28 protein-coding genes and 1 pseudogene are annotated in these 25,739 nt (G+C 64.1%); 11 read left to right on the plus strand and 18 right to left on the minus strand.

Annotation, left to right across the window (positions count from 1 at the left end):
- Nucleotides 1–6: 6 nt before the first annotated feature.
- Both AB4Z43_RS09715 and AB4Z43_RS09720 read right to left on the minus strand, forming a co-directional pair.
- Entirely contained in the window at nucleotides 7–738 is a 732-nt protein-coding gene (locus AB4Z43_RS09715) for a haloacid dehalogenase type II (protein WP_441937167.1), read from the minus strand.
- 83 nt (nucleotides 739–821) lie between these two features.
- A pseudogene (locus AB4Z43_RS09720) lies at nucleotides 822–1,747 on the minus strand (DMT family transporter).
- A gap of 207 nt (nucleotides 1,748–1,954) precedes the next feature.
- Between AB4Z43_RS09720 and AB4Z43_RS09725 the strand changes: the two are divergent.
- Nucleotides 1,955–2,845 carry a LysR family transcriptional regulator gene (locus AB4Z43_RS09725; RefSeq protein ID WP_019862247.1) on the plus strand — a complete coding sequence of 297 codons (891 nt, stop codon included), beginning with the start codon at nucleotides 1,955–1,957 and terminating at the stop codon, nucleotides 2,843–2,845.
- Nucleotides 2,846–2,883: 38 nt separating this feature from the next.
- Here AB4Z43_RS09725 and AB4Z43_RS09730 read toward each other — a convergent pair whose 3' ends face one another.
- The 3 genes from AB4Z43_RS09730 to AB4Z43_RS09740 form a co-directional block, all read right to left on the minus strand.
- Nucleotides 2,884–3,510: a DNA-3-methyladenine glycosylase gene (locus AB4Z43_RS09730; protein WP_019862248.1), complete on the minus strand. Its 627-nt coding sequence runs from the start codon at nucleotides 3,508–3,510 to the stop codon at nucleotides 2,884–2,886.
- Nucleotides 3,489–3,869 (minus strand): nuclear transport factor 2 family protein, encoded by a 381-nt coding sequence (locus AB4Z43_RS09735; protein ID WP_038653595.1) that lies wholly within the window; start codon nucleotides 3,867–3,869, stop codon nucleotides 3,489–3,491. The genes AB4Z43_RS09730 and AB4Z43_RS09735 overlap by 22 nt, the downstream gene beginning before the upstream one ends.
- Nucleotides 3,870–3,987: 118 nt before the next feature.
- Complete coding sequence (locus tag AB4Z43_RS09740) at nucleotides 3,988–4,848, minus strand: SMP-30/gluconolactonase/LRE family protein (RefSeq protein ID WP_441937170.1); 861 nt, start codon at nucleotides 4,846–4,848, stop codon at nucleotides 3,988–3,990.
- A 113-nt stretch (nucleotides 4,849–4,961) separates the two neighbouring features.
- Here AB4Z43_RS09740 and AB4Z43_RS09745 point away from each other — a divergent pair, with 113 nt between their 5' ends.
- Nucleotides 4,962–5,759 carry a helix-turn-helix domain-containing protein gene (locus AB4Z43_RS09745; protein WP_441937172.1) on the plus strand — a complete coding sequence of 266 codons (798 nt, stop codon included), beginning with the start codon at nucleotides 4,962–4,964 and terminating at the stop codon, nucleotides 5,757–5,759.
- A gap of 6 nt (nucleotides 5,760–5,765) precedes the next feature.
- Here the strand turns inward: AB4Z43_RS09745 and AB4Z43_RS09750 are convergent, their stop codons facing one another.
- Genes AB4Z43_RS09750 through AB4Z43_RS09760 form a run of 3 tightly spaced genes read right to left on the minus strand, consistent with a single transcriptional unit; the run spans nucleotide 5,766 to nucleotide 8,042 of the window.
- Nucleotides 5,766–6,572, minus strand: a complete 807-nt coding sequence (locus AB4Z43_RS09750) for a lipo-like protein (protein WP_202379580.1) — start codon at nucleotides 6,570–6,572, stop codon at nucleotides 5,766–5,768.
- Nucleotides 6,573–6,627: 55 nt separating this feature from the next.
- Complete coding sequence (locus tag AB4Z43_RS09755) at nucleotides 6,628–7,572, minus strand: CHAD domain-containing protein (protein WP_019862252.1); 945 nt, start codon at nucleotides 7,570–7,572, stop codon at nucleotides 6,628–6,630.
- Complete coding sequence (locus AB4Z43_RS09760; RefSeq protein ID WP_202379578.1) at nucleotides 7,569–8,042, minus strand: CYTH domain-containing protein; 474 nt, start codon at nucleotides 8,040–8,042, stop codon at nucleotides 7,569–7,571. The genes AB4Z43_RS09755 and AB4Z43_RS09760 overlap by 4 nt, the downstream gene beginning before the upstream one ends.
- A gap of 90 nt (nucleotides 8,043–8,132) precedes the next feature.
- On the opposite strand from AB4Z43_RS09760, the gene AB4Z43_RS09765 reads away from it, so the two are divergent.
- The 4 genes from AB4Z43_RS09765 to AB4Z43_RS09780 are packed head-to-tail and all read left to right on the plus strand — an operon-like array spanning nucleotide 8,133 to nucleotide 11,873.
- The gene (locus AB4Z43_RS09765; RefSeq protein WP_064982301.1) at nucleotides 8,133–8,873 is read left to right on the plus strand and encodes a CerR family C-terminal domain-containing protein; all 741 of its coding nucleotides are present in this window, start codon (nucleotides 8,133–8,135) and stop codon (nucleotides 8,871–8,873) included.
- Entirely contained in the window at nucleotides 8,870–9,823 is a 954-nt protein-coding gene (locus AB4Z43_RS09770; protein WP_441937175.1) for an HlyD family secretion protein, read from the plus strand. Before AB4Z43_RS09765 ends, AB4Z43_RS09770 begins: the two co-directional genes overlap by 4 nt.
- Nucleotides 9,820–10,740: an ABC transporter ATP-binding protein gene (locus AB4Z43_RS09775; RefSeq protein ID WP_441937177.1), complete on the plus strand. Its 921-nt coding sequence runs from the start codon at nucleotides 9,820–9,822 to the stop codon at nucleotides 10,738–10,740. Before AB4Z43_RS09770 ends, AB4Z43_RS09775 begins: the two co-directional genes overlap by 4 nt.
- The gene (locus AB4Z43_RS09780; RefSeq protein WP_441937179.1) at nucleotides 10,737–11,873 is read left to right on the plus strand and encodes an ABC transporter permease; all 1,137 of its coding nucleotides are present in this window, start codon (nucleotides 10,737–10,739) and stop codon (nucleotides 11,871–11,873) included. The genes AB4Z43_RS09775 and AB4Z43_RS09780 overlap by 4 nt, the downstream gene beginning before the upstream one ends.
- A 113-nt stretch (nucleotides 11,874–11,986) precedes the next feature.
- Here the strand turns inward: AB4Z43_RS09780 and AB4Z43_RS09785 are convergent, their stop codons facing one another.
- Together AB4Z43_RS09785 and AB4Z43_RS09790 are read right to left on the minus strand one after the other, a co-directional pair.
- Nucleotides 11,987–12,964 (minus strand): threonine/serine dehydratase, encoded by a 978-nt coding sequence (locus AB4Z43_RS09785; protein ID WP_064982308.1) that lies wholly within the window; start codon nucleotides 12,962–12,964, stop codon nucleotides 11,987–11,989.
- 305 nt (nucleotides 12,965–13,269) lie between these two features.
- Nucleotides 13,270–13,590 carry a hypothetical protein gene (locus AB4Z43_RS09790; RefSeq protein WP_019862259.1) on the minus strand — a complete coding sequence of 107 codons (321 nt, stop codon included), beginning with the start codon at nucleotides 13,588–13,590 and terminating at the stop codon, nucleotides 13,270–13,272.
- Nucleotides 13,591–13,769: 179 nt separating this feature from the next.
- On the opposite strand from AB4Z43_RS09790, the gene mbfA reads away from it, so the two are divergent.
- On the plus strand, nucleotides 13,770–14,753 hold the full coding sequence (gene mbfA, locus AB4Z43_RS09795; protein WP_441937181.1) for an iron exporter MbfA: 984 nt from the start codon (nucleotides 13,770–13,772) through the stop codon (nucleotides 14,751–14,753).
- A 171-nt stretch (nucleotides 14,754–14,924) separates the two neighbouring features.
- Here mbfA and AB4Z43_RS09800 read toward each other — a convergent pair whose 3' ends face one another.
- Together AB4Z43_RS09800 and AB4Z43_RS09805 are read right to left on the minus strand one after the other, a co-directional pair.
- A complete protein-coding gene (locus AB4Z43_RS09800) occupies nucleotides 14,925–15,269 on the minus strand; it encodes an antibiotic biosynthesis monooxygenase family protein (protein ID WP_064985388.1) in 345 nt (114 codons plus the stop codon).
- Complete coding sequence (locus tag AB4Z43_RS09805) at nucleotides 15,266–15,622, minus strand: NIPSNAP family protein (protein ID WP_064985386.1); 357 nt, start codon at nucleotides 15,620–15,622, stop codon at nucleotides 15,266–15,268. The genes AB4Z43_RS09800 and AB4Z43_RS09805 overlap by 4 nt, the downstream gene beginning before the upstream one ends.
- A gap of 147 nt (nucleotides 15,623–15,769) precedes the next feature.
- On the opposite strand from AB4Z43_RS09805, the gene AB4Z43_RS09810 reads away from it, so the two are divergent.
- Complete coding sequence (locus AB4Z43_RS09810) at nucleotides 15,770–16,444, plus strand: ArsR/SmtB family transcription factor (RefSeq protein ID WP_019862264.1); 675 nt, start codon at nucleotides 15,770–15,772, stop codon at nucleotides 16,442–16,444.
- A 10-nt stretch (nucleotides 16,445–16,454) separates the two neighbouring features.
- Here the strand turns inward: AB4Z43_RS09810 and ligD are convergent, their stop codons facing one another.
- From ligD to AB4Z43_RS09825, 3 genes are all read right to left on the minus strand, one after another.
- On the minus strand, nucleotides 16,455–18,944 hold the full coding sequence (ligD, locus tag AB4Z43_RS09815) for a DNA ligase D (protein ID WP_441937184.1): 2,490 nt from the start codon (nucleotides 18,942–18,944) through the stop codon (nucleotides 16,455–16,457).
- Nucleotides 18,945–18,953: 9 nt separating this feature from the next.
- A complete protein-coding gene (gene ku / locus AB4Z43_RS09820) occupies nucleotides 18,954–19,811 on the minus strand; it encodes a non-homologous end joining protein Ku (protein WP_441937185.1) in 858 nt (285 codons plus the stop codon).
- A 113-nt stretch (nucleotides 19,812–19,924) separates the two neighbouring features.
- Complete coding sequence (locus tag AB4Z43_RS09825; RefSeq protein ID WP_441937187.1) at nucleotides 19,925–20,431, minus strand: YciE/YciF ferroxidase family protein; 507 nt, start codon at nucleotides 20,429–20,431, stop codon at nucleotides 19,925–19,927.
- Between the two features lie 398 nt (nucleotides 20,432–20,829).
- On the opposite strand from AB4Z43_RS09825, the gene AB4Z43_RS09830 reads away from it, so the two are divergent.
- Nucleotides 20,830–20,970, plus strand: a complete 141-nt coding sequence (locus AB4Z43_RS09830) for a hypothetical protein (RefSeq protein WP_013892047.1) — start codon at nucleotides 20,830–20,832, stop codon at nucleotides 20,968–20,970.
- 349 nt (nucleotides 20,971–21,319) lie between these two features.
- On the opposite strand, the gene AB4Z43_RS09835 is transcribed toward AB4Z43_RS09830, so the two are convergent.
- The gene (locus tag AB4Z43_RS09835) at nucleotides 21,320–21,781 is read right to left on the minus strand and encodes a RidA family protein (protein ID WP_441937190.1); all 462 of its coding nucleotides are present in this window, start codon (nucleotides 21,779–21,781) and stop codon (nucleotides 21,320–21,322) included.
- Nucleotides 21,782–22,002: 221 nt separating this feature from the next.
- On the opposite strand from AB4Z43_RS09835, the gene AB4Z43_RS09840 reads away from it, so the two are divergent.
- Together AB4Z43_RS09840 and AB4Z43_RS09845 are read left to right on the plus strand one after the other, a co-directional pair.
- The gene (locus tag AB4Z43_RS09840; RefSeq protein ID WP_019862269.1) at nucleotides 22,003–22,371 is read left to right on the plus strand and encodes a YciI family protein; all 369 of its coding nucleotides are present in this window, start codon (nucleotides 22,003–22,005) and stop codon (nucleotides 22,369–22,371) included.
- A 25-nt stretch (nucleotides 22,372–22,396) separates the two neighbouring features.
- On the plus strand, nucleotides 22,397–23,641 hold the full coding sequence (locus AB4Z43_RS09845) for an RNA polymerase sigma factor (RefSeq protein WP_441937192.1): 1,245 nt from the start codon (nucleotides 22,397–22,399) through the stop codon (nucleotides 23,639–23,641).
- 3 nt (nucleotides 23,642–23,644) lie between these two features.
- On the opposite strand, the gene AB4Z43_RS09850 is transcribed toward AB4Z43_RS09845, so the two are convergent.
- Nucleotides 23,645–24,271 carry a glutathione S-transferase family protein gene (locus AB4Z43_RS09850; RefSeq protein ID WP_441937194.1) on the minus strand — a complete coding sequence of 209 codons (627 nt, stop codon included), beginning with the start codon at nucleotides 24,269–24,271 and terminating at the stop codon, nucleotides 23,645–23,647.
- A 340-nt stretch (nucleotides 24,272–24,611) separates the two neighbouring features.
- On the minus strand, nucleotides 24,612–25,592 hold the full coding sequence (gene cysK / locus AB4Z43_RS09855) for a cysteine synthase A (RefSeq protein WP_019862274.1): 981 nt from the start codon (nucleotides 25,590–25,592) through the stop codon (nucleotides 24,612–24,614).
- Nucleotides 25,593–25,739 lie beyond the last annotated feature (147 nt).

The following is a 25,739-nucleotide window of genomic DNA, read 5'->3' on the forward strand; positions in this document are numbered from 1 at the left end:
GGCGGCTCAGAGGCCAGCGCCCCGTATTTCTTCAGCGTGCGCCTTCACGAGGTCGGCCATGCTGTCGAAGCGAAAATCCACCGTCGGTGCATCGCCGGGGTTCATCGTGGCGCCGAAGCCCTGATCCGCATGCCGGCGATAGATCCAGCACGATGTCAGGCTGAAGCGATTTGCGGGAGCGTGATCGTGAAACATGCTTTCCGCGGTGTGTAGGACCTCTCGCTTTTCTACCCCGATTGTACCGAGCTTTTCGAGCATATAGTCGAAGTTCCGGTCGGAGGGCTTGTAGGAGCCGATATCTTCCGCCGTATAGATCGCGTCGAAATCAACGCCGAGCTTCTTGTTGCTGAACGAGAAACTTTCGTTGTCGACGTTGGAGAGGATGATCAGCTTGTAGTGCTTTTTGAGGTACTGCAAGGCTTCCGCGGAGTCGGCGAAAGCCGGCCAATCCCTCACGCTTTCCCCATACGCCACGCATTCCTCTCGCGTGGCGACGACACCCCACTCCTCCGCAAGTCGCTTGTAAACGATCGGCAGGAGGTCGCGGTAGCGTTTCCCCGGCGTCCATTTCTGTTGACTGGATTCGTGCCGGGCGTGCGCCTCGAGGATCTCGTTCCGGCTCAAGCTGCGGGCAGCCCTTTCTGTCAGCGGCTTCAGGCCGGCGATCATGCCGGACTCCCAATCGATCAGGGTGCCGTAGCAGTCGAAGGTCAGGGCTTTGAATTCTGTGAGTTTCATGAAACTACCTCCTTTGAAGTCCATGGGTGAAGCGACACTGACGTGGATCGCCATCAATCATCAGGTCGATTTCGCCTCGGCGACTAGCCGACATGATGCTGACTGAGCTGAAAGTCCTTCGACGCTGCGCTGCCCGACGAGATGAACCAGACGCCGGACAGCGTCACCGCAAGGCCAGCCAGCATCGCCTTCGAAAGCGGCTCGCCGAACATCGACCAGCCCCAGAGCATCGTCACGGGTGGGCTGAGATAGATCACGCTGCTGACCTGTGAGGCCGTGTAGAGGCGCAGGCTTGCGTAGTACGTGCCGTAGCAGAAGAAGGTCGAAAACAGCACCAGCCAGGCGATGCCGAATCCGAACCTGGCATCGAGGGGCGGCATCAGCCCGCCATTCCATCCGGCGCAAGCGGCGAAAAGGACTGCTGCCGTCAGGCATTGAATGCACAGGCTCTGATGAATGGGCATATTGATCGTCCCCATCCGCTTCTGCACCACCGTTGCCAGCGCCAGAACCATCATGGAAGCGACTGTCAACAAATATGCCCAGGCCGGGGCCGTCCCGAGGCTCAGGCTGTCCAGCGAAACGATGAGAACGCCGGTCACTCCGAGAGCCGTTCCGATCCACTGTCTCCCGGTCAATCGGTGTCCCAGAACCGGCTGCGACAAGGCCGCGATGGCGAGCGGGACAAGATCGGAATCAGCGCGACAAGGCCGGTCGGCACGCGCTGGCCGATGGCAAGCGCGAATCCGCCGAGATAGAGGAACATCGTCGCCACGCCGAAGACCATCTGCTGGACAAGGGCACGGGCGTTGACGCGCGGTCCGATCAGGAGAGCAAATGGCACGAGGATCAGCCCGGACATCAAGGTCCGCCAGAACAGCACCAGCATGACATCGGCATTCTCGCTGGCGTAGCGGATGCCGACGAAGCCGGAACTCCAGCTTACGACCAGCGCCGTCGCCATTGTTGGCCACACGAGGCGATGGATCCTGGTTTGCGGGAGCTTCATGAAATCTCTCTGTTCAAGCCGGCCCGTGACCCCGAAGCGGAGCATGGCCGACGTGGCTCAGACCATTGAAGGCTCCAGCGCGTGTTTGCACATGACAAATTTCGATACGATCATGAAGCAGTCAGAAAAATCGCCATACTGGCTTGCCTGAAACGCATCGGAGGATCAGAAATTGGCGCGTCTCTTTGGTTTCGAGCGAGGATTGTCATGACCGGACTGATGAGCCGCCGCTTGGATGTCGACGCCTTGCGCGCACTGGTCGCGATCGAGAAGCACGGCGGCGTCACGCGCGCGGCCGAGATTCTTGGCCTGTCGCAGTCGGCCGTCAGCCACAAGATCAAGAGACTCGAAACGAGTCTCGACTGCGAAATCCTCACCCGGAAAGCAAACGCGCCGATGTTCACCACGGCCGGACGGGACCTGCTTGGCTATGCGCGGCGCATTCTGGGCATCCATGACGAGGCGGTCCTGAGCCTGTCGAAAAGCTCTTTGCAAGGCAAGATCGCGCTGGGAATGACCGAGGATACCACCTGCACGGACCTTTCGCGCATTCTTGGCCGGTTTCGCCGGCTCTACCCGGAGGTGAGCGTCCGCACGCAGGTGCGCATGAGCCTCGTCTTGCAGGAGCAGCTCAGCCAGGGAGCCCTTGACGCCGCCATCATCCAGGTATTCCAGCACGAGGTCCGCCCCGCCGACATCCTCCTGTTCCGCGAGACGCTGCATTGGGTGAAATCTCGCGACCTGGTTCTGTCGAACGGGAAGCCGGTCCCATTTCTTTCCTTCGATGAGAATTGCTTTTACCGGCGCTGGGGCATCGACGTCGGGCAGGACGAGGATACGGTGTTGGAGACCGTGTTCGAATGCTCCAGCGCGGCCGGGATCATTGCAGGCGTGACCGCGGGGCTCGGCGTGGCACTCCTGAGTCAGCGGTACCTGCAGCCCGACATGGAGATTGTCGACAACACATTCCCCAAGCCGCCAGACCTGGCCTATGTCATCAGGCGCGCGCGCACCCCCAGGAACCCCGCGCTCGAGACTCTGGTCAGGGAGATCGAGGCTGAGGTAAAGCGTTACGGGACGCTGCAAATTGCCGTCTAGAGCTTAAGCGCGGCGCGCTGCGAAAGCTGGCTGGTCTGTTATTTCTGAAGCGATCTCGGACCGCTGACGAACGGGCTTCCCCTGACATAGAACCGCAGCAGCCGGTCCGCATCCTTGGTAATGCCGATCCTGATGCCCTGCCCGATCTCGCCGGCCTTTTGGCCGTCCTTCGCCAGCCATAGCGGCCCTTTCCGGCAGAGGTCGAGCCCGTCGAGCGACCGATCGATCCGCAGCGCCGCGGCCAGCCTGCCCGGTCCGCGCGCCAGGTCGCGCAAGCGCTCGACGCCGCGATTCTGACGCATGATGGCGATGCCCTCGAGTGGCTCGAGCGCCCGGATCAGCACGCCCGTTCCGATTCCTTCCGCCTCGCTCGAGACATTCAGCATCATGGAGACGCCATAGGCGAGATAGACATAGGCGTGGCCGCGCTCGAGGAACAGCGAACGGTTGCGCGGGGTCATCCCCCTGAAGCCATGCCCGGCGGCGTCGCCGACGACATAGGCCTCCGTTTCGACGATGCGGCCGCTGACCATGCCCTCCGGCAAATCGCGCACCACCAGCTTGCCGATGAGGAAGCGGGCTAACGCAGCCGTATCATCAGGCAGCTCCGAACGAGCGATCGGCGGATGATCTTCCCCATGGCTCACGGCATGCGCTCGACCCATTGCGCACGCGACGGTCCCGGCTCGAACGGGTCGCTGAAATACTGGGTCTCGTGGGCCACCTTGCCGTCGAGGAACTCCATGATGCTGACTGTATAGGAGGGCCGCCCGTCATAGGTCAGGACATATTCGGTGACCCAGAGACCATCCGTGCCGGTGATCCGCCGCACGGCAAAACGCTTGCGGTTGGGCTGCGCGGCGCGGGAGGCCTGGATGTTGCGCCGCCCGTGGATGCGCTCGCCCGATTGCGGATAGTCGAGCACCGCATCCTCCCGATAGATCTCATGCTCTGCCTCGAAATCACCGGCATCCGAGGCGGCCCAGTGACGATCCAGAGCCACGGGGATGTCCCGGTCTTCCATGGCAATGTCTTCCATCGCAATCCTCCTTGACCGTCACCGTGGGATGGACCGTCGTAGCACGGTCCATCCCACGGCTGTTAGCCAGAGGTCGCGCGGATCGACCCTGAGGCGCCGGCTCTCAGTCCAGCTTCAGCGCCGCGATTTCGCCCTCGTTCATGAGCGGCACATAGAGGATCGACTTGCCGTCGGTGCCGATGTCGGCGCTGCCCGGCTTGAAATGCGCCACCGCTTCCGGTGCGCCACCGGCCTTGTATCGGTAAAGCGTGCCGGTCATGTAGGCGGTGGCGTAGATGGTGTCGCCAATGGCGACGACGCCATCGAGGTCGGCGAATTTCTGCGCGCCGGGCAGCGGCGAAATCGCCTTGCTTGCGAGGTCGATGGCGAGCAGCCCGCCTGGCTCCGCCGTGCTGAAGTCGGGCTTGATGCCCTTGCCCCAGGAGGCGACGATCAGCCTGTCGCCATCGGCGAAGACGCCGTTGGGCGAAGCCAGCAGCGCATCCCTGAGGAACAGCTCCGGCCGGTCGCCGTCGATGCGGTAGATCGTGTCGGCCAGCATGTCGCTGACATAGACCTTGCCTGTCTGGTCCGAGGTCATGTCGTTGAGGAAGACGGCATTCGGCACCATGATGCTGGCGATCAGCTTGCCGCTGGCGAGATCGACGACGCGGACCTTGGTGATGTCGGCGACATAGAGTTTGCCGCCGGATATCGCCATGCCCTTGGGCGCGTCCATGCCGTCGGTCCAGTGCTGGGTCATCGTCTTGCCGTCGAGGGAAAGCACCGAGAGATAGCCGTTGCCGTCCGCAGCGCCGGGATTGCTTACGATGTTGGAGACGATGATGCGGTTGTTGGCGGCGTCGAACAGCGCCGATTCCGGCTGTTCGAGGCCCGTGGCGCGCCAGAGCTCGCCGGCCCGGGCGACGGGTGCGGCGGTAATTCCGATGGCGGCGGCAAAGGCTGAGAGGATGAGGCGGTTCATGGCTGTTCTCCTGTGATGACAGGCAAGAGCTAGGATTTTCGATACTTTTCCGGAAGCCAGATTACCGCTAGTATCAAATATCGATACGAAACTGCCGGCAAGAGGTGCATGCCATGAACAGTCTGATCTTCGAGGCGCTGAAGCGGACGCTGAAGGCCAAGGGCGTCACCTATCGCGAGCTTGCCGAACGCATGGGCGTTTCCGAGCCGACGGTGAAGCGCATCTTCCACGAGCGCAACTGCAAGCTCGACCGGCTGGTGGAGATCTGCACGGCCGCCGGCGTCGAGCTGGAGAACGTACTCGGCTCGATGAACCGCGGGCCGGGTCCGGTCAACCACATCGCGCCCGAGATCGAACAGAGGCTGGCCGGCCGGCCGGCGCTGCTGTTCATCTTCGTCATGCTGTCGGAAAAGTTCACGCCCGAAGGCATCATGCGCTCGCAAGGCCTGAGCGAGGCCTCGATGTTCCTCTATCTGCGCGACCTCGAGGAACTCGGCCTGATCGCGCTCGGCCGAGGTCTTTCGGCAAGATTGCTGGTCGAGACGCCGATCCAGTGGAATTTCGAAGGGCCGCTGAGGCCGCTGTTCGAGATCACCAACAAGAATTTCATCGGCTGGGCCATCACCCATATCGACAAGGAGGCGACCTTCGTCAGCTTCTCCAGGCGGATGCGGCCGGAGACGGCGGAGATGGTACGGCGCGAGGCCGAGGAGTTGGCCGAGCGCGCCAAGCTGCTCGCCCATCACGACCAGCATACGACGCCCGAGGACGGGCTCACCGGCTACAAATTCACGTTTGCCTTCGGCGCGACGCCGTTCCCCGCGATCATGCCGATCGGCCCGCACCCGCGCGATGCCGGGGCAAGGCCCGACGATCGGGTCGCCAAGACACGTCGCCCCATGCCGGCCTAGCATCTGCTATTCGGCGGCCCTCGTCTCCGCGCCCGCAGCCTTGTCGTCCCAGACCATCTGCCGGTAGTCGAAACCATATTCCAGCGTCGGCTTGACGATGCGGAAAAACGGCGACAGGTCGAAGTCGCGAGGCGTGTAGAGCGAGTGGTGGCGAATGTGCAGGATTTCCTTGCGCATGTAGGTCGACTGCGCCGAAGCGCGGCCCGGCGCACGGGTGATCTCGGGCAGGATCGGGTAGTGGATCTGGCCATAGGCCTCGGCGATGAGCGAGGAGCAGATGGCCCGCGTCGGATCGCCGGAGCCGAAGGCCAGCATGCGGCGGCGCCAGCGCACCGGCACCGGCGGTGTCGGGAAGAAGTAGCGCAACATGTCGAAAATGTTCTTGAGGTCGTATCTCAGGCCAAGCTTGCCGATCATGAAGGCGACGACATGATCGCGGTCCTCCGGTGTCAGCCCGCTCGCCCGGCAGATGCGGGTGTTGTAGGTGCGATAGCGCGACAGGGGTACCGCCACGCAGCCTTCGCCGAGCGTCACCTCGATCAGCCGACGCCGCTCGGTTCCGTCCTCCGGTTCGGCCAGCGCGTCGCCGACATAGAATGCCGCATGCGACCAGGTCGACTGGGTGAGGTATTTGATCGCCGCCGAAATCTTCTGGTTGCCCTCGATCAGCAGGATGTCGCCCGGCTCCAGCGTGCGGCGCAGCGTTTCGGCGTCGGATGGGGTATAGGGCTCATAGCCGGAGGATTCTTGCTGCAGCCGACCAGCCAGCCAGCGGCCAAGTCGATCCAGAAGCGTGTCGCCGGGCTCGGTCATGGTAGAGCGTGACTAGCACGGGCCGGCGGGGGAGTGCCAGCGCGCCGGCGTTTGGTCAGCCGGCGGAAGCGTTCGTCTCGTCATGCGGCGCCGGGCTGGCCAGGTCGTCGCGCGCCTTGCGGGCCAGCTTGCGTGTCGAGCGCTTGGGGCTGTCGCCGAACAGCTCGGCCGCCTCGGCAAGGCAGGATTTCCTCAGGCTCTTCTCCGAGCGCTTCAACAGCTTGCCGAGAAGCTTTGTGTCCTCGTGCGGACCCAGCGGCTCGTCGTCCGCCTCGAGCAGCGCGCGCATGACGAACAGGTCATGCAGTTCGCCGAGCCGCTCGCCCAGTTCATCCACCGCCTTGCGCCGCGCCTTGATCGGCGTCGGCCACAGCCTGCCCAGCAGGGACAGGTGCATGCCATGCGTCTTGGCGGCCTTGCGCAAATCATGGAAATCATTGGCTTCGCCGCGCGCGCTGGCCTTGTCGAGCGCCTTTTTGGCGCGGCGCAGAGTGACGCGTGCGCCCTCGGCCAGCACGTCGGCTGCCTGTTCCGGCTGGTCGGGCAAGGCGAGGCTTTCGATTCGCTTCATGCCGTCTTCGCACGCAGCGGTCGCCGCGCCGATCGCGGCTTCGAGGCCGGCGCCTTCATGCAAATCGTGCTGACGGGCGACCAGCCTGTCGCGCACGGCGTCGAGCCCGCCATCGGCGCTCTCCTTGGGAAAAGCTGCGGCCAGCCGGTCGAGGGTCTCGATCAGCGCCGTCGCCTCGCGGGGGGCGGCAAGCAGCGCCGCCACGTTGCGATAGCATTGATTCTCTGTCGTGCAGAATGTTTCGTCACCGGAATGAACCAGCCGCAGCAAGGCACGCGCGCTCTTCAGCCGCTTGCGGCATTTATGCAGCCCCTGTTCCGGCCGGCTGCGCGCCGCATCCAGATGCTGGAGCGCCTTGCCGATTTCCGCGGCAAGGATGCGCCTGACCTCGCCGGTCAGCGGCAGGCGCGGGTCGATGCGAAAGCTCATGCGGCGATCTCCGGTATCCCCCCGAGGGCGAGCGACGCGTTGTAGAATTTCTGCTCGCCGGTCACTTCACGGCCGAGCCAGTCAGGCAGCATTTCGTCCGGCACATCTTCCGGAGTTTCGAGTTCGGCCACCACAAGTCCCGCCAGTGCACCGCCAAAGACATCGACTTCATAGAGATAGCCGCGATACCTAACATGGTGACGTGTCTTCTCGATGACACGTCCGATGGCGAAGTCCAGCATCTCCAGGGCATCGGCAAGCGGGATCGGATATTCGAACTCGTCGCGCTCGCGAGCGCCGCTGCCGAATTTGAGCGTCAGCTTGGCGGAAGCGCCGTTGCTGATGCGGATGCGGACGGTTCGTCCGGGCGCCGTGGCGAGATAGAACTGTCGGATGCGGATGTCCGCCTCGGCCAGCTCCCGCCATGCGGTGCTGGAGACCAGGAACTTGCGCTCGACTTCCTTGCCCATGGCCGCGCACTAAAGCGTTTGGCGCGGGCGGTGGCAAGACAGCTCCGAACACAAGTTGACTTTAATCAATCGATTGATTAAAGCCCTGTCATGATCAAATTGCCCGACGCCAAAAATTCCCGCCGCGAGACATCACCGGAGCCGACCCGTGCAGCACTCGTGCAGGCGGCGCTGAAACTGTTCGGCCGGCAGGGTTTCGACGGCACCTCGACCCGTGAGATAGCGGGCGAGGCGCAGGCCAATATCGGCTCGATCGCCTATCATTTCGGCGGCAAGGAGGGCCTCCGCGCCGCCGTCGCCGACTATATCGTCGAAACCGTCCAGGCTGTTGCCGGCCGGGCACTGGCCGCCGGCCAGGCGCCAGCCAGTGGCCAGGCCGCGCCGGCGGGCGATCCCGAGGCGGCGCGCGCGCAGCTTTTCGCCGCAATAGAGGGGATCGTCGGTTTCGTCGTGGCGCAGCCGCACGCCGGCGAGATCGTGCAATTCTTGCTGCGCGAACTGCAGCATCCCACCGCTGCGCTCGACCGCATCTATGACGGCGTGTTCGAGCCCACGCATCGCCGGCTATGTTATCTCTGGGAGCAGGCGACCGGCGAGCCGGCCGAAAGCGAGCGGACCCGGCTCACCGTGTTCACGCTGATCGGCCAGGTCGTCTATTTCCGCATCGGCCGCGAGGCGGTGAAGCGCCGCATGGGCTGGCACGACATCGGCGCCGCCGAGGCCGCCAAGGTCGTGGCGGTCACGACGGACAATCTCAGCGCCATACTGGCCGCCCGAATGGGATCAAAACCTAAAATGGGATCAAAACCCCCAATTGGATCAAAACAATGAGTTTCCTTTGCTCCTTGCCGCTTGCCGCCAAGCTCCTCAGTGCCTGTGCGCCCGCCGCTCCACTCGCCGTCGGCTATGTCGAGGGCGATTATGTGCTGCTGGCGCCGATCGAGGTGGCGCAGGTCGAGACCGTCGCCGTCAAGCGCGGCGATCGCGTCACGCCCGGTGCGACGGTGGTGACGCTGGAAAGCGCCGACGCCAGGATCGCGGTGGCGCAGGCCGAGGCAAGCCTCGCCCAGGCGCAGGCGCAGCTCGCCGATCTGCAGGTCGGCAAGCGGCCGGAAGAGATCGCCGCACTCAAGGCGCAGGTCGACATGGCCAAGGCGCAGGCCGACGATGCAAAGCGCAAATACGACCGCGCCGCCGATCTGTTCAAGCGCGGCACCGGCACCCAGGCCGATTACGACACCGCCTCGGCGACGCTGGAGACCGCCAACGCCCAGGTCGGCCAGGCGCAGGCCAATCTCGCCGTCGGCGGCCTGCCGGCGCGGCCCGAGACGATCAAGGCCGCCGACAACCAGGTCAAGCAGGCGCGGGCAGCCCTGCAGCAGGCTCAGTGGCGGCTGTCCAAGCGCACGCTCGCCGCACCTTCGCCCGGCCGCGTCAACGACGTCATCCGCAATCCCGGCGACACCGCCGGCCCGACCGCGCCGGTCATCTCGATGCTGCCTGACGGTGCGGTCAAGCTCAGCGTCTACATACCGGAAGCCGCCTTCGCCTCGGTCAGGATCGGCAGCCTGCTCAGCGTCCATTGCGACGGCTGCGGCCCCGATGTGAAGGCGCGCGTCAGCTATGTCTCGCCCGATCCCGAATTCACCCCGCCGGTGATCTATTCGCTCGAGAACCGGCAGAAGCTGGTCTATCTGGTCGAGGCGCGGCCGGAGGGCGACGCCGGCCCGCTGCAGCCCGGCCAGATCGTCGACGTCGATCTTGCGGGAACGGCAAAATGAACGCCATCGACGTTCACGGCCTGGTCAAGCGGTTCGGCGACAAGACCGTCGTCGACCATGTGACGATGTCGGTCGCCGAAGGCGAGATCGTCGGCTTCCTCGGCCCCAACGGTTCAGGCAAGACCACCACCATCCGCATCATGTGCGGCCTGCTGACGCCCGACGAAGGCGAAGGCACGGTGCTCGGTTTCAACATCCGCACGGAGTCGCTCAGGATCAAGCGCGAAGTCGGCTACATGACGCAGAAATTCTCCTTCTACGAAGATCTGACGATCGGCGAGAACCTCGAATTCGTGGCGCGGCTCTACCGGCTGAAACCGGTCGAGGAGTATGTCGCCAGGACATTGGAGGAACTCGGGCTGACCACGCGCCGCAACCAGCTGGCCGGCACGCTCTCCGGCGGTTGGAAGCAGCGGCTGGCGCTCGCCGCCTGCATCATGCACAAGCCGAAATTGCTGCTGCTCGACGAGCCGACGGCAGGCGTCGATCCGAAGGCGCGGCGCGAATTCTGGGACGAGATCCATCGCCTCGCCAGCGGCGGGCTCACCGTGCTGGTCTCGACCCATTACATGGACGAAGCCGAGCGCTGCCACCGCATCAGCTACATCTCCTATGGCAAGATGCTGGCCACCGGCACCGTTGAGGAGGTGGTGAAAAACGCCGGCCTGACGACGTTCGTGGTGCAGGGTCCACGGCTCGCCAAGGTGGGCGAAGAGCTGCATGGCCGCCCCGGCGTCGACCAGGTGGCGCCTTTCGGTGCCACGCTGCATGTCGTCGGTTCCGACAGGAAGAAGCTCGAGGCAGCCCTTGCCGATGTCGAGAAGGAGCATGAGGGCGTGACGGTCGCGCCGGGCGAAACCAGCCTGGAGGATGTCTTCATCCAGTTCATGTCGGGGTCGAAGGACAATATGGCATGAACAGCGTCTTCTCTTTCGCCCGGCTCGGTGCCCTGCTGATCAAGGAATTCATCCAGATGCGGCGCGACCGCATCACCTTCGCCATGATGCTCGGCGTGCCGCTGCTGCAGCTCATTCTGTTCGGCTTTGCCATCAACAACGATCCGAAGGGCCTGCCGACGGCGCTGGTGGCGATGAGCAACGACCAGTATACGCGCGCCATGGTCTCGGCGCTGCAGGTGACGGGCTACTACCATTTCGACCATGTCACCGAAAGCGCCGAAGAGGCGGAGTTCCTGATGGCGCGCGGCGACGTTTCCTTCGTCGTCACCATCCCGGCCGACTTCGCCAGCCGAGTCGAGCGCGGCGACAATCCGCAGATCCTGATCGAGGCCGACGCGACCGATCCCTCGGCCGCGAGCGGCGCCATTTCCACGCTGAGCACGGTGGCGAGCCAGGCGCTGCTGCGCGCGCAAGGCATGCAGCCGGCGGCCGCCGAGAATGCCAGACAGCAGCTGCAGGTGGTGGTGCACCATCGCTACAATCCTGAAGGCATTTCGCAATACAACATCGTGCCCGGTCTGCTCGGCGTCATCCTGCAGATGACCATGGTGATGATGACGGCCATGGCGCTGACCCGCGAAACCGAGCGCGGCACGATGGAAAACCTGCTCGCCATGCCGTCCAGTCCGGCCGAGATCATGCTGGGCAAGGTGCTGCCCTTCCTTGTCGTCGGCGCGGTGCAGGTGGCGGTGGTGCTGGTGGCGGCGAAGCTTCTGTTCGATATCCCCTTCGTCGGCAGCCTGACGCTGCTGTTGTCGTCGGTGCTTGTCTTCGTGCTGTCGCTGGTGCTGCTCGGCTACACCATCTCGACCATGGCCCGCTCGCAGATGCAGGCGATGCAGCTCACCTTCTTTTTCTTCCTGCCGTCGCTGCTCCTGTCCGGCTTCATGTTCCCCTATCGGGGCATGCCGGGCTGGGCCCAGGCGCTGGGCGAAATCTTCCCGCTGACGCATTTCCTGCGCATCACCCGATCGGTGATGCTGAAGGGCGCCGACTTCCATGCCATTGCCACCGAGGTCGGCTGGCTGGCCGTGTTCGTGCTGGTCTTCGCGGGCACCGCGCTGCTGCGGTTCAGGCGCACGCTGGACTGACCGGCGCTCGCAAGGAGGTCGCTGAAAAGGCTACGCTACGTGCAAGCCACTTGGGTTGGATGGCAGGCCGTCGGGCCGCGCCGATAGTGGGCACCCCGGAGAGTATAGGGCGATCAGGCGGCCGCCATGATTTCGGCATAGGTGCCGAAATCGACATTGCCGCCGGACAGCACCACGGCAACGCATTTGCCGGACAGTTCGATCTCGCCCGACGACAGCGCCGCGAGCGCCACGCAGCCGCCCGGCTCGACCACCAGCTTGAGATAGCCCATGGCATCGCGCATCGCCTGTGCGGTCGCTTTGTCGGAGACGGCGATGGCGCCGGCGAGGTTCTTGCGGTTGATTTCGAAGGTGATGGCGCCCGGCTCGGCGGTCAGGATCGCGTCGCAGATCGAGCTGTAACCCGGTTCGTTCGAAACCCGGGCGCCGGCGGCGAGCGAGCGGCGCGTGTCGTCGAAATGCTCGGGCTCCACCGCCCAGACCGCGGTGCCCGGCGAGGCGTCCTTGACCGCGACTGAAATGCCGCTCGACAGCCCGCCGCCACCGCAGGGAATGACGACGGCGTCGAGGCTGACGCCGAGCGCTTTGGCCTGCCGCATGAGTTCAAGGCCGATCGTACCTTGCCCGGCAATGATGGCCGGATCGTCGAAGGGCGGCACCAGCACCATGCCCTTGTCGATATAGGGGCGAACCACGGTCATGCGGTCATCGCGAAAGCGGTCGAACGGCACCACTTCCGCCCCCATCCTGCGGACATTGCCGATCTTCATCGCCGGCGCGTCCGCCGGCATGGCGATGACCGCCTTGACGCCGAACATGGCCGCCGAAGCGGCCACCCCTTGCGCATGATTGCCGGAGGAGAAGGCGACGACGCCACGGCTGCGCTCTTCCTCGCTCAGCGACGACAGCTTGTTGTAGGCGCCGCGGAACTTGAACGAGCCGGTGCGCTGCAACGTCTCCGGCTTGAACAGGATACGGCCGCCGAAGCGTTTGTTCAGCTCGGCCGATTCGATCAATGGCGTTTCGACGATCAGGCCGGAGAGGCGGGCGGCGGCAGCATGGATGTCGGCGATGCCGGGAGAGGTGGTCATGGCGGATCCTGTGGCGATGTGATCCGGCCATGGTGCACGCAAACGGCCGCGCCATGCCAACGAAAAGATGTGACCGATACAAAGTTGGCGATGTGAGCTAGGTGCCAAGTGTGGCTAGCGTTACGGCCGGCCACCCCCCTCTGTCCGGCAGGACAGACGGGGGTGCTGTCCCGCCGACGTCTGCGATGTTCTGCTTCCTGCAGTCGGAGCGCTTAGCCGGGGGCCCGCTGCCTGCGGCAGCTCCCCGGTTCAAACCTTTGAAAGGTCCACCGGACCTTTCAATTCGCCTGCGGCGAAGCGGGTTCTCACCCCAGCAACGTCCGCTGCCTCTTCGTCCCGCCCAGCTTGCGCCAATTGTTGAAGCGATGCGTGGCGGCGGCAAATGAGATCTTCATCTGCTGGGCGACCGAATAGCGCGACTTGCCTTCGTCGAACATGCGGTAGCAGCACTCGACCCCTTCCTCGGTCAGCTTGCCGTCGGGGGCCTTGTTGTGCGGGTTGGCGGGGTCGAATTTCTCGATCTGCTGCTCGACCAGGCCCTTCAGGCGCTGCAGATCGGCCTCGATGCTGGCGATGAGATCGAGAACGGGTTTCGGGTCGAAATGCTGGGGGTGCGGCTTCGTCATACGCTCAAAATCCTCATTCTTGTCTTAGGTTCAGCTATATAGGTGAAGCTTTGCCAATAGATAAGGGTCGACGCCGCTCAAGCGCTTCAACAATTCTTGAACCCCGAGACTTCAGCGCGATTGACCCGGAGCACCGCAGACCCTAGTTTAGAACAATTCTAAACTAGGGTCCTTTCCTCATGCTTTCCCGTGTTTTCGGTTTCGGCCGCCGCCCCTTCGAATCGCTCTCCGAACAGGAAATCCTGGCGCTGGCCATTTCATCCGAGGAAGATGACGGGCGCATCTACCGCGCCTATGCCGACGGGCTGGCGGAAAACTTCCCGCAATCGGCGAAAGTGTTCGAGGAGATGGCCGAGGAAGAGGACGGCCATCGCGACTCGCTGATCGAGCTCTTCCGCAAGCGTTTCGGCGAGCGCATCCCGCTGATCCGGCGCGAACATGTGAAGGGCTACTATGAGCGCAAGCCCGACTGGCTGGTGAGGCCGCTCGGCATCGAGCATGTGCGCAGCCAGGCCGAGGCCATGGAGCGGCAGGCCTATCTGTTCTACGTCGAGGCGGCAAAGCGCACGACCGATGCCTCGACGCGAAAACTTCTCGGCGACCTGGCAATAGCCGAACAGGGCCACGAGACGCTCGCCCAGCGGCTGGAGCAGAAGCATGTGCCTGGCGAAGTGAAGGATGAAGAGGCCGCCGCCGAGCAGCGCCAGTTCATCCTGACTTATGTGCAGCCGGGCCTGGCAGGCCTGATGGACGGTTCGGTGTCGACGCTGGCGCCGATCTTCGCCGCTGCCTTTGCCACGCACGACACCTGGCAGACCTTCCTGGTCGGGCTTGCCGCGTCGATCGGCGCCGGTATCTCCATGGGCTTTACGGAAGTCGCTTCCGACGACGGCAAGCTCTCGGGTCGCGGCTCGCCGATAAAGCGCGGCATCACCACTGGCGTCATGACGTCGGCCGGTGGTCTCGGCCACGCATTGCCCTATCTCATCCCGCATTTCTGGACGGCGACGGCGGTTGCCGCCATCGTGGTGTTCTTCGAACTGTGGGCCATCGCCTTCGTCCAGAACCGCTACATGCAGACCCCGTTCCTGCGCGCCGCCTTCCAGGTGGTGCTGGGCGGCGCGCTGGTGTTCGCGGCCGGCGTGCTGATCGGGAATGCATAGTTCTTCCTTCCCCCCTTGTGGGGGAAGGTGGATCGGCGCGTAGCGCCGAGACGGATGAGGGGTGCTCCAGCGGAGTGAGGCGCTGGTGTTCCCTGGAGCACCCCTCATCCGACCTCGCTTCGCGAGGCCACCTTCTCCCGCAAGGGGAGAAGGAAGAAACGCGCCTCTCCACTACCCATTCACGGCCCGGCTGTCCGCCGGCGCCTCGTCCCTTTCGGTCAGCCCATAATCCCTGACCACATGCGCTATGCGCAATCGGTAGCCGGCAAAGATGCCGCCGCGGCCGGCCTGCTGCGCCTGCCTGTGCTCTTCGGTGTTGCGCCAGGCCTTCACCGCGTCCTCGTCGCGCCAGAACGACAGCGACAGGATGCGGTTCGGGTCGGCGAGGCTCTGAAAACGTTCGATCGAGATGAAGCCGTCAATGCCGTCGAGCAAGGGACGCAGATTGGCGGCGATGCCGAGATAGGCATCGCGTTTGCCCTCCGCGGGCTGCACCTCGAAGATGACGGCGATCACGGCAGCACCAGCTTGGCGTGCGGCCCGGAGACGTGTTTCAGGAACATGCGGTCCTCCTTGAGGATGAATCGTTCGCGCTTGGCGAACTCATAGTTTGCCTTGCCGGCGGGATCGGCGGCAAGCCGGGCGCGATAGGCTTCATAGGCCGCCAGGTTCTCGATGTTGTAGGCGGCGTAGGCCGTCGTCGCCGAGCCTTCATGCGGGGCATAGTAGCCGATCAGATCGGCCCCACAGCGCGGAATGGCCTGGCCCCAGTTGCGGGCGTATTCCTCGAAGGCGGCCTTGCCGAACGGGTCGATCTCATAGCGGATAAAGCAGGTGATGGTCACGGTCGTCTCCTTGGGGTTCTGCATCGAGGCTTCGAGCGCGGTCGAAACGTCATACGCATTGGTGTGCTAGGCAGTTCGTGTCAGGAGCCATCGTCGCTTGCGTCGCCGGCTCCTTGATCTGGCCGGAGAATAATGGCTATCTGACAAGAATGCTTCGATGAGGAACGAACTATGCGTGAAGGACCTGACATCGCCCGCATCGCCAGCCTGGTCGGCGACCCGGCCCGCGCCAACATGCTGAACGCGCTGATGGGCGGCACGGCGCTGACGGCGAGCGAATTGGCGCTGGAAGCCGGCGTGTCGCTGCCGACTGCCTCTTCGCATCTGTCGAAACTGATGGAGGGCGGGCTGCTGACCTTGGCCAGCCAGGGCAGGCACCGCTATTACGGCCTTGCCGGGCCGCAAGTGGCGGGCATGATCGAGGCCATCACCGGTGTCGCCGAGGCTGTCGGCCCCAAGCGCGTGCGGCCTGGCCCGCGCGACGGCGCCATGCGCGTCGCCCGCGTCTGCTACGACCATCTCGCCGGCGAGCAGGCGGTGGCGATGCTCGACCGTCTGGTCGAGAAAGACATATTGCTGCGCGACGACAGGGAGATCAGGCTTGGGCCATCCGCGTCGTCGCATTTTGCCGCGATCGGCATCGATGTCGACGCCAAACCGCGCCGCCCGGTCTGCCGCGCCTGCCTCGACTGGAGCGTGCGCCGCTCGCACCTCGCCGGCACGCTGGGCGCCGCCATCCTCGACAAGATCCTTCTGGAAAAATGGGCGCGCCGCGAAAAGGACAGCCGCGCGGTGATTTTCTCGCCACCGGGCAAGCAGGCCTTCGAGAAAGTGTTTTTGAGCTGAGCGCCGAGAACTACCCCCGCTTCAACACCTTGCCCTGCTTGAAGAAATCCACCCAAGGATCGGCTTCCGCCAACTGCTTCAGCGTCGTCTTGTCGCCTATGGGGAACGCATTCGGCGCCAGGCCGGCCTCGATCTCGGCCCAGGTCACCGGCATCGATACGGTGGCGCCCTTCTTGGCGCGCGAGGAATACGGCGCGACCGTTGTCGAGCCCCTGCCATTGCGCAGATAGTCGACGAAGATTTTCCCGGTGCGCGCCTTCTTCGAGAGTGTGGCCGTGTAGCGGTCGGGGGCCCCCTGTTCGAGCGCCTTGGCGAAATCATGGGCGAAGGTCTTCACCGCCTCCCAGTCCGCCGATGGCTTCAGCGGCACCAGCACATGATAGCCCTTGCCGCCCGATGTCTTGACGAAGTTCGGCAGCGACAGCTCGTCGAGCTTGCCCCTGATATCGAGCGCCGCCTCGCGCACCGCCTTCACGTCGACGCCTTCATCGGGGTCGAGATCGAAGATGATCTGGTCCGGCTGTTCAAGCTTGTCGATCGTGCAGCCCCAGATGTGGATCTCGACCACGCCGTATTGGACGAGCGCCGCCACACCGTCGAAATCCCTCACGAACAGGATCTCCTCGCCATCCGTCGGGTCTTTCATCCGGGCTATTCTGTCGCTCATGCCGGCCGAGGCATGTTTCTGGAAGAAGCGCGGGCCGCCGACGCCGTCCGGCGCCCGCACCAGGCTGAGCGGCCGGTTGACGACGAACTGCTCCATGCGCGGCCAAACCTCGGCGTAATGGTCGAGCAGGCCCTGCTTGGAGATCTTCTCGTCGGGCCATAGCAGCTTGTCGGGATGCGAGAGTTTCACGCTGGTCGTCATCGTCCCGCCGCCGCTCGAGGCCGGCTTGGCCTTGCCTGTCGCTGCCTTGGGCTTTTCCTGCACAACGTCCTCCGCCGGCTTGTCCTCGCGCAGCCCCTGGAACGAGGCATGACGTATTATACGGTCCGACGTCCAGCTGCGAAACTCCACTTCGCCGACCAATTCCGGCTTGACCCAGACCAGCCCCTTGCCTTTCGGCACGGCCTTGTCGAAGGGCGAAGCCTTCGCCTTCAGCGCATCGAGCTTGTTCTTCAGCGCGATAGCGCCCTTGGCCGAGAAGCCGGTGCCGACACGCCCGGCATAATGCAGTTTGCCGGCCTCGTAATAGCCGACCAGCAGCGAACGCAGCCCGCGCCCGGTCTTGTCCGACGGCAGATAGCCGCCGATTACGAATTCCTGCCGTGCCGTGCATTTCGACTTCACCCAGGTCGGGCCGCGCCCGCTGCGATAGGGCGCATCGGCGCGTTTTGAGACGACGCCTTCCAGCCCCATGCGGCAGGCATGCTCCAGCATGATCTTGCCAGGTTCAAAAAAATGGTCGGAGAAACGCACCGCCGCATTTTCCGACTGCTTGCCGAGCAGTTCCTGCAAGGCCTGCTTGCGCTCGACCAGCGGCTCGGCGCGCAAATCCCTGCCGTCGAGACGCATCAGGTCGAACACGTAGTAGATGAAGCGATTTGTCCGCTTCGCCGACAGATCCTGCTGCAGCAGCGCGAAGGACGAGACGCCGCTGTCGGCCAGCACGACGATCTCGCCGTCTAGGATGGCGTCGCTGCATTTCAGCGCGGCCAGTTCCGCGATGATCTCGCTCCCAAACTTGTCGGTCCAGTCGAGGCCGGTGCGGGTCAAGAGCCGCACTTCCGTGCCGGCGATCTGCGCCTGCATGCGATAGCCGTCGAATTTGACTTCATGCAGCCAGTCCTTGCCCGGCGGTGCGTCCCGCTCCAGCGTCGCCAGTTGCGGCTCGATGAAATCGAGTTTGCGGCTTGCGGCCTTCGCCTTGCCGGCGGCCGGCTTGTTGGAGTGCCAGACTTCAGGCTTCTTACCCTTGGCGGTCTTGCCTTCACCGACCTCTTCGATCGTCAGGCCCGACTTCACCGATTCCGGCTTCTCCTTCAAAATGTCCTCGCCCGGCCGCGCCGCGGCGTCGTCAGACTTGATCAGCAGCCAGTTGTCGCGCTTTTCGCCCGCGCGGGGTTTCAGCCGCACCAGATGCCACAGCCCATGCAATTTGTGGCCGTTGAGTTCGAAGCTGATATGGCCCTTCTTCATCGCCTGGGCCGGGTCGGTCTCGGGTACCCATGTTCCCTCGTCCCAGACGATGACCGAGCCGCCGCCATATTCGCCCTTCGGGATCGTGCCTTCGAACGGCGCATAGTCGATCGGGTGATCCTCGACATGAACGGCGAGCCGCTTTTCGTGCGGATCAAGGCTCGGCCCTCGCGTCACGGCCCAGCTCCACAGCACGCCGCCATGCTCAAGGCGAAGATCGTAATGCAGCCTGGTCGCAGCGTGCTTGTGGATGACGAAGATGCCGCCCGCTTCGCTCTTTTTCGTGCGTGCGACCTTGCCCGCCGGCTCCGACGTTTTCTTGAAATCGCGCTTGGCGTGATATTGTTCGAGGCCGGCCATATGATGTCCTCAGGCGGATTTGCGCTTCGGCGCGGTGGCTTTCGGCTTGGCGCGTTTGGCCGCCGGCGATGAAGCCTTCGTTGACCCCGAATCCGACGACAGGCTCTTCTTCAGCGCGTCGAACAGATTGACGACGTTGGAGGGTTTGGGGGCCACCTTGGCCTTGGGCGCCTTGTGCCCCGCCTTCTTGGCCCGGATCAGTTCGAGCAGCGCGTCCTCATATTTGTCGTCGAATTTCGAGGGGTCGAATTTTGCTTTCTTCTTGTCGATGATCAGCTCGGCCAAATCGGTCATTTCCTGGTCGGTCTTCACCGCCTTGATCTCGCCGAACACGCTGTCCGCCTGGCGCACCGTGTTGTCGTAGCGCAGCGTCGTCAGCACCATGCCCTTGCCGAGCGGCTCGATGACCACGGGGCGCTCGCGTTGGTAGAGCACGATGCGCGCCAGCCCGGCCATCTTCTTGCCCGCCATGGCATCGCGGATGACGGCGAACGCCTCTTCCGACACCTTGTCGGCCGGCGCGACATAGTAGGGCGTGTCGAGATAGATCTGCTGGATCGAGGCCTTGTCGACGAAACCGTCGAGGCTCATCGTGTGCGAGGATTCGATCTGCACGGCCTCGATCTCGTCTTCCTCGATATGGACGAAATCGCCGCCGTCCAATTCATAGCCCTTGATCTCGTCGCCATCGTCCAAGGGCTTGCCGGTTTCGGCATCGACATAGATGCGCTTCACCGTGTTGCCGGTCTTGCGGTTGAGAATGCGGAACGACACCCTTTCGGTATGCGTCACGACATTGATCAGTTCGACGGCACAGGTGACCAGCGACAGCTTCAGATAACCCTTCCAGGCTGGACGCGGCGCCATGACAAACTCCTTGCAATGGGTTCAATCCAGAACGGGGCAAAGCCCATTCCGGTTCCGACCGCGCGACAAGGCAAGTCGGCGCCGTTGCCGCGCCGATCTTGCCTGCCATCTCACTATTCGGCAGCCTGGAGATTGATCTTGCTTTCCGCCATCTCGGTGAGCTTGCGATCGGTCGCCTGCTCTTCCTTGAGATTCTTCGCGAGTACATTGGCGCAATCGCTGCGGCCGAGTTGCTTGGCCCATGCAATCAGCGTGCCGTAGCGGGTCATTTCGTAATGCTCGACTGCTTGCGCAGACGCGATCAGGGCGGCGTCCAGGACCTCCTTGTCGGCGATGTCGCCGCTCACCTCGTCGGCTTCCTCGAGGATGCCGTCAATGGCCGGGCAGTCGATGGCCTTGGCCTTGACGCCATGCAGCTCGAACACCTCTTCGACGCGTTCGATATGGCCCCTGGTCTGTTCAAGATGCTTTTCGAAGCCTGCTTTGAGCTGCGCGTTGGTGGCCTTGTCAATCATCTTCGGCAATGCCTTCTCGATCTGCTTTTCCGCGTAATAGATGTCGCGCAACGTGTGCACGAACAGGTCGTCCAGCGTGTTGATGTCCTTCGAAAAGAAGCCCATGGTTCTAGCCTTTCCATTTGCTCTTGCGGTGTTGGTGTACGTGCCTGCGGCTTGCAGGCAATCGCGGGCCGGCCACGCCAGTCCCGACGGTCAACGTCCGCCCTATATGCCGGTTCCTTCCTTTCCTGCCTGAGCAAGGAAATTCCATCAGCCAGCCGGAAATTGAAACAGAACCGCGCCCAGGCGACATTCAAACGAAACATATGTGATGCAAAAGTCACACTGGCCGGAAAGGCGACAAAAGGCGCGGAAACACCCCGAAACAGCCGCATTCCGGCCACGAAGCAACGGGTTTTCGACCGGATATTAACATCGTGTTCACCGACTATTCACGCCTCGATGCTATCCTTCGCGCAATTCGGAAGGGACATCCGAAAATCGGGACAGGGACAGGGTAAATGAACTTCCTCACGCACCTCATCGGCTACGCCGCCGCCATCCGCGAATTCGTCGCGCCGACCTATCGGCCGGAGCGCTACTACATGCGCGGCCCCGGTCCGGCTTGCGCCCGTCGCGGCACGTCGCTGGGCGCGCACTGACCATGACGTTCGAGAGCCGCCACAACAGCCGCATCTGCAGGCCGGGAGCCACGACCCGCGCCACCACCTATCGTTCCGAGCGCCCGGCTCTGAGCGACAGGCGTCGTGCGACATCGCCACGTCTTTGATCCCGCCCCCGGCTGGCCTGGTGTCCCAGGACACGATCAGCCGAGGACCGCGTGACCGACCTTCCTCGGTCCAGTCCGCCCCAATCACGTCTGGCCAAGCCCAGTCCTCCCGCTGAACCATCTTTCGATACCAGCCATCCGCTGATCGTCTTCGATGGCGTCTGCGTACTGCGCTCCGGCCTCGTGCGCATGGGGGTGAGGGAGGCACGCCAAGGCCCGGCTCAATCCGGCAGGGCCGCGATCGCGACAATTTCAATGACGATGTCGGCTTGAGCGAGCGCGGCAACGCCAATCACCTCCGAGGGCGGCGGGTTGTTGTAACTGCAGTGCTTCGGGCAATGCTCGGCAAAGAACGCGTCCAGAACGTCCAGGCGAAAATTGGGAGAGCTGAGAACGCCGCCGTCGGGAAACGGTCCTCGGACGAAGAAGGTCAGTTTGACGAGGTTTTCAAGCGCGGTGCCCAGCTCCTCCAGATCGGATTTGATGTTGCCCAGAACCTCGAGCCACTGCGCCGCCGCATCGCCGGCGAAACGACCGCCCTGCTTGCCGGCCGGATCGTAGTCGGCGGCGGTCGCCGTGTTTCCGCAAAGGTAGACGAATCCCTTCGCGCCGGTGACGACGGTCCCCTTGCCCCACGGCATCAACCGGCCGCTTTTGAATTTCTTGTGGGTCACGAGTTCCATTGCTCATCTCCCATCTCTGGCGTGACGTGCCTGGATCACAAAGGGTAGCGCGGCGAGGCATCATGGCCAGCGCCGCCGGCCGCTTGGCGAAACCTGGTCCTTGCGAAACCGCGTGACGAAGCCGAAAGTTTTTTCTTGGCGCCTGTCGAAATCGGTCGACGCCGCGCGACATACGTCTGGCCCCGCAAGGACGCGGCCTTCGAAACCACGGGAGAAGACCCATGCGATACATGCTGATGATCAACAATAACGAAGCCGCAATGGCGGCCATGCCGATCGAGAAGACCCAGCAGATGAGCGCGGCCTATGGCGCCTATACCGAAGCGTTGAAGAAATCCGGCGCCTGGCTGGCCGGCGAACGCCTGCGCCCGACCCAGGCGACCACCTCGGTGCGGATCGCCGACGGCAAGACCAATGTGATCGACGGCCCCTATGCCGACACCAAGGAGCAGCTTGCCGGCTTCTACATGATCGAGGCGGCCGATATCGACACCGCCATCGAATGGGCCGCGCGCTGTCCGGCGGCCAGCACCGGCACGGTCGAGTTGCGGCCGATCTGGGAAATGGCCGACTACATGCCCAAGCAATGACGACGTGCCAGGAAATGACCATGTGATGGACAGTCGCCCGGAGATCGCCCGGGCGGCCGCCGAGGCCGCCGCCCGGCAGAGCTACGGCAAGCTGGTCGCCTGGCTCGCGGCGCGCAGGCGCGACGTGACCGCGGCCGAGGATGCGCTGGCGGACGCCTTTGCCGCCGCGCTCGAGCGCTGGCCGAAGTCAGGTGTGCCTGAAAAGCCGGAAGCCTGGCTGCTGGCCGTGGCGCGGCGGCGGCGGGTCGATGCGGTTCGCCGGCGGCTCACCCGGGAGGCGGCCCGCGATCATCTCAAGCTGATCGCCGAGGAGATGGAGGCGCGCATGACCGACGAAGAGCTGCCCGACGAACGGCTGCGGCTGATGTTTGCTTGCGCGCATCCTGCGATCGAGCCGGGCGTGCGGGCGCCGCTGATCCTGCAGACAGTGCTGGGCTTCGATGCCGCGACGATCGCTTCCGCCTTCCTGGTCTCGCCGGCAACGATGGGCCAGCGCCTGGTGCGCGCCAAGACGCGCATCCGCGAAACCGGCATTCCGTTCCGTGTGCCGGAGCGGGCCGAACTCGGCGAAAGGCTGGGCGCGGTGCTGGAAGCGATCTACGCCGCCTTCGCCGAAGGCTGGTCCGATCCGGTCGGCACCGAGACGCAGCGCCGCAACCTCGCCACCGAAGGCATCTGGCTCGGCCGCCTGGTGGCGACGCTGATGCCGCAAGAGCCGGAAGCGCTTGGCCTGCTGGCGCTCATGCTGTTTGCCGAGGCGCGCCGCACTGCCCGGCGCAGTGCCGAAGGCGACTTCGTGCCGCTGGCCGAACAGGATTGCGACCTGTGGGACCGTGCCCTCATCGACGAGGCGGAGGCGCTTCTGTCCCATGCCGCGCTGAGCGGCGTCGTCGGCCGCTACCAGCTCGAGGCGGCCGTCCAGTCCGCCCACGCGGCGCGGCGGCTGACCGGCCGCACCGACTGGCCGGCGATACGCGCGCTTTACGACGCACTGTTTTCGATCGCCGCGTCACCGGTGGTGGCGATCAACCGCGCGGTGGCGCTTGCCGAGACGGAAGGCGCCGTGGCGGGGCTGGCGGCGCTTTACGTGCTGGGCGACGACAAGAGGCTCAATGAGTATCAGCCCTATTGGGCGGCGCGCGCCGGTCTCCTGGCCAGGCTTGGCCAGGTGCCGCAGGCAACCGAGGCCTATGACCGTGCAATCGGCCTCGAACGCGACCCGGCGGTGCGCCGCTTCCTGCAGGGTAAAAGGGCGACGCTGCGAAACTGACCTTCAGCCCGGCCACATCTCATGTGAGCTGTTGAGCGTCTTCAGCAGCGGATGGCCGCGCAGCCTGGCCCAGAGACGTTCAATATCAGGCCATGCCGCTCGCGCGGTGTCGATGTCGGGATTCCAGGCCACCAGCATGACGAGATAAATGTCGGCCAGCGACATCTGGTCACCAACCAGCCAGTCACGCCCCTTCAGAGCGGCATCGAGGACGGCGAAGCCACGGTCCATCTCGGCGACTGCCGCCTGCTTGACGGCTTTCGTGCCGTCGGCGTCTGCCGTGTAGCGATGGGCGTAGTAATACCGCAGCACCGCCGGGTAGAGCACCGACGACATGAAGGCCATCCAGCGCAGGAAATCGGCGCGGGCAGGCGCATCGACCGCCGGTGCCAGACGGGCCTCGGGATGGCGCTCGGCGAGCAGGATGCAGATCGCCGCCGATTCGGTCATCGAGCTGCCGTCCGGCAAGGTCAGCACCGGCACCTGGTTCAGCGGGCTGATGTCGAGGAAGGCCGGATCGGGGCGGTCGGTCTTCGGCACATCGACCTGTTCGAACGGTGCGTTGGCGAGCGCCAGCGCCGCCTCGACGACGAAGCCGCCGCTGCCGGGACGGGTATAGAGCTTGTACATGAAATTCTCCCCTGATCCGCGCAAAGCGGACCGGGGCGATATGCACCGGAAGCAGGGTCCTGCTCAAGCCGGCTCACAGGCGCCACGGGAGGATTTTTCAACGGGCCAGCGAGATTGGGTCACGACACTGCCCTTCGCTTCGTCATCCACGGGCGGAGCAAGGAGCGAAGCGACGCGGCGCAGACCCGAGGATCCATGCCGCGACTTCAAAGCGCCGCGACGATGCAAAATAGAGCTTCATCCTGAACCGCGGCACTCCTCGGCCGCGATCACGGCATGGATCCCAGGGTCTGCGCGCCGCTTCGCGTCGCTCCGCCCTGGGATGACGAAGCTGTTAGGCCTAAGCCCCCAATCCCTCGAACAAGATCGTCGACAGGTAGCGTTCGGCGAAGTCGGGAATGACCACGACCAGGGTCTTGCCCCTGTTCTCCGGACGCGAGCCGACGACGATTGCCGCCTGCAGCGCGGCACCCGACGAGATGCCGACCGGCACGCCTTCGAGGCGGGCGACGAGGCGGGCATTGGCGACCGAATCCTCGTTGGAAACCTTGACGATCTCGTCATAGATCGTGGTGTCGAGGATCTTTGGCGCGAAGCCGGCGCCGATACCCTGGATCTTGTGCGGGCCGGGCTGGCCGCCAGACAGCACCGGCGAGGCTTCCGGCTCGACGGCGACGACATGCAGCGAAGGCTTGAGCTTCTTCAGCACCTGGCCGACGCCGGTGATGGTGCCGCCGGTGCCGATGCCGGCGACGAAGATGTCGACCTCGCCCTGCGTGTCGTTCCAGATCTCCTGCGCCGTCGTCTTGCGGTGGATTTCCGGGTTGGCCGGGTTTTCGAACTGCTGCGGGATGACGGCATTGGGGATCGTCGCGGCCAGTTCGTCCGCCTTGGCGATGGCGCCCTTCATGCCTTTCGGCCCTTCGGTCAGCACCAGTTCGGCGCCGAGCAGCGCCAGCATCTTGCGGCGCTCGACCGACATCGTCTCGGGCATGGTCAGGATGAGCTTGTAGCCCTTGGCGGCGGCGGCGAAGGCAAGCGCGATGCCGGTATTGCCCGAGGTCGGTTCGATCAGCGTCGTCTTGCCGGCCGCAATCTTGCCGGCAGCCTCGAGCGCCTCGATCATCGCCACACCGATGCGGTCCTTGACCGAGGCGATCGGGTTGAAGAATTCGAGCTTGGCGACCAGATTGGCGACGACGCCCTTCTCCTTGGCGAACTTGTCGAGCCGGACCAGGGGCGTGTCGCCGATCGTGTCGGTGATGGAACTGTAGATGCGGCCGCGGCCGGGGACGCGGGCGGAGGTGACGGGCTTGTTCATTGGTTTCGCTCCCAGGATTTCAGGCAAGTGGCATTGCAGCCGGCAAGATAGGGCTTTCAGCCGCGCAACATAAGCTGTCGGCCGGAAATATCCGAGTGGGGCCTGTGTCTAAAACGCCCAAGTCCCGGAAAAGCATTTCGCGGGGAA

The sequence above is a fragment of the Mesorhizobium sp. 2RAF45 genome, from assembly GCF_052115225.1.
GTDB classification, from domain to species: domain Bacteria; phylum Pseudomonadota; class Alphaproteobacteria; order Rhizobiales; family Rhizobiaceae; genus Mesorhizobium; species Mesorhizobium jarvisii.

Coding starts and splice junctions, on each gene's coding strand:
- AB4Z43_RS09775 (WP_441937177.1), top strand. CDS start 9,820: ATGAACGCCATCGACGTTCACGGCCTGGTCAAGCGGTTCGGCGACAAG.
- AB4Z43_RS09810 (WP_019862264.1), top strand. CDS start 15,770: ATGCGTGAAGGACCTGACATCGCCCGCATCGCCAGCCTGGTCGGCGAC.
- AB4Z43_RS09785 (WP_064982308.1), bottom strand. CDS start 12,964: ATGACCACCTCTCCCGGCATCGCCGACATCCATGCTGCCGCCGCCCGC.
- AB4Z43_RS09825 (WP_441937187.1), bottom strand. CDS start 20,431: ATGGGCTTCTTTTCGAAGGACATCAACACGCTGGACGACCTGTTCGTG.
- AB4Z43_RS09790 (WP_019862259.1), bottom strand. CDS start 13,590: ATGACGAAGCCGCACCCCCAGCATTTCGACCCGAAACCCGTTCTCGAT.
- AB4Z43_RS09740 (WP_441937170.1), bottom strand. CDS start 4,848: ATGAACCGCCTCATCCTCTCAGCCTTTGCCGCCGCCATCGGAATTACC.
- AB4Z43_RS09760 (WP_202379578.1), bottom strand. CDS start 8,042: ATGGGCAAGGAAGTCGAGCGCAAGTTCCTGGTCTCCAGCACCGCATGG.
- AB4Z43_RS09730 (WP_019862248.1), bottom strand. CDS start 3,510: ATGGGTCGAGCGCATGCCGTGAGCCATGGGGAAGATCATCCGCCGATC.
- AB4Z43_RS09780 (WP_441937179.1), top strand. CDS start 10,737: ATGAACAGCGTCTTCTCTTTCGCCCGGCTCGGTGCCCTGCTGATCAAG.
- AB4Z43_RS09770 (WP_441937175.1), top strand. CDS start 8,870: ATGAGTTTCCTTTGCTCCTTGCCGCTTGCCGCCAAGCTCCTCAGTGCC.
- AB4Z43_RS09840 (WP_019862269.1), top strand. CDS start 22,003: ATGCGATACATGCTGATGATCAACAATAACGAAGCCGCAATGGCGGCC.
- AB4Z43_RS09845 (WP_441937192.1), top strand. CDS start 22,397: ATGGACAGTCGCCCGGAGATCGCCCGGGCGGCCGCCGAGGCCGCCGCC.
- AB4Z43_RS09750 (WP_202379580.1), bottom strand. CDS start 6,572: ATGACCGAGCCCGGCGACACGCTTCTGGATCGACTTGGCCGCTGGCTG.
- AB4Z43_RS09735 (WP_038653595.1), bottom strand. CDS start 3,869: ATGGAAGACCGGGACATCCCCGTGGCTCTGGATCGTCACTGGGCCGCC.
- AB4Z43_RS09830 (WP_013892047.1), top strand. CDS start 20,830: ATGAACTTCCTCACGCACCTCATCGGCTACGCCGCCGCCATCCGCGAA.
- AB4Z43_RS09755 (WP_019862252.1), bottom strand. CDS start 7,572: ATGAGCTTTCGCATCGACCCGCGCCTGCCGCTGACCGGCGAGGTCAGG.
- AB4Z43_RS09745 (WP_441937172.1), top strand. CDS start 4,962: ATGAACAGTCTGATCTTCGAGGCGCTGAAGCGGACGCTGAAGGCCAAG.
- AB4Z43_RS09805 (WP_064985386.1), bottom strand. CDS start 15,622: ATGCAGAACCCCAAGGAGACGACCGTGACCATCACCTGCTTTATCCGC.
- AB4Z43_RS09715 (WP_441937167.1), bottom strand. CDS start 738: ATGAAACTCACAGAATTCAAAGCCCTGACCTTCGACTGCTACGGCACC.
- AB4Z43_RS09725 (WP_019862247.1), top strand. CDS start 1,955: ATGACCGGACTGATGAGCCGCCGCTTGGATGTCGACGCCTTGCGCGCA.
- AB4Z43_RS09850 (WP_441937194.1), bottom strand. CDS start 24,271: ATGTACAAGCTCTATACCCGTCCCGGCAGCGGCGGCTTCGTCGTCGAG.
- mbfA (WP_441937181.1), top strand. CDS start 13,770: ATGCTTTCCCGTGTTTTCGGTTTCGGCCGCCGCCCCTTCGAATCGCTC.
- ligD (WP_441937184.1), bottom strand. CDS start 18,944: ATGGCCGGCCTCGAACAATATCACGCCAAGCGCGATTTCAAGAAAACG.
- AB4Z43_RS09835 (WP_441937190.1), bottom strand. CDS start 21,781: ATGGAACTCGTGACCCACAAGAAATTCAAAAGCGGCCGGTTGATGCCG.
- AB4Z43_RS09765 (WP_064982301.1), top strand. CDS start 8,133: ATGATCAAATTGCCCGACGCCAAAAATTCCCGCCGCGAGACATCACCG.
- cysK (WP_019862274.1), bottom strand. CDS start 25,592: ATGAACAAGCCCGTCACCTCCGCCCGCGTCCCCGGCCGCGGCCGCATC.
- ku (WP_441937185.1), bottom strand. CDS start 19,811: ATGGCGCCGCGTCCAGCCTGGAAGGGTTATCTGAAGCTGTCGCTGGTC.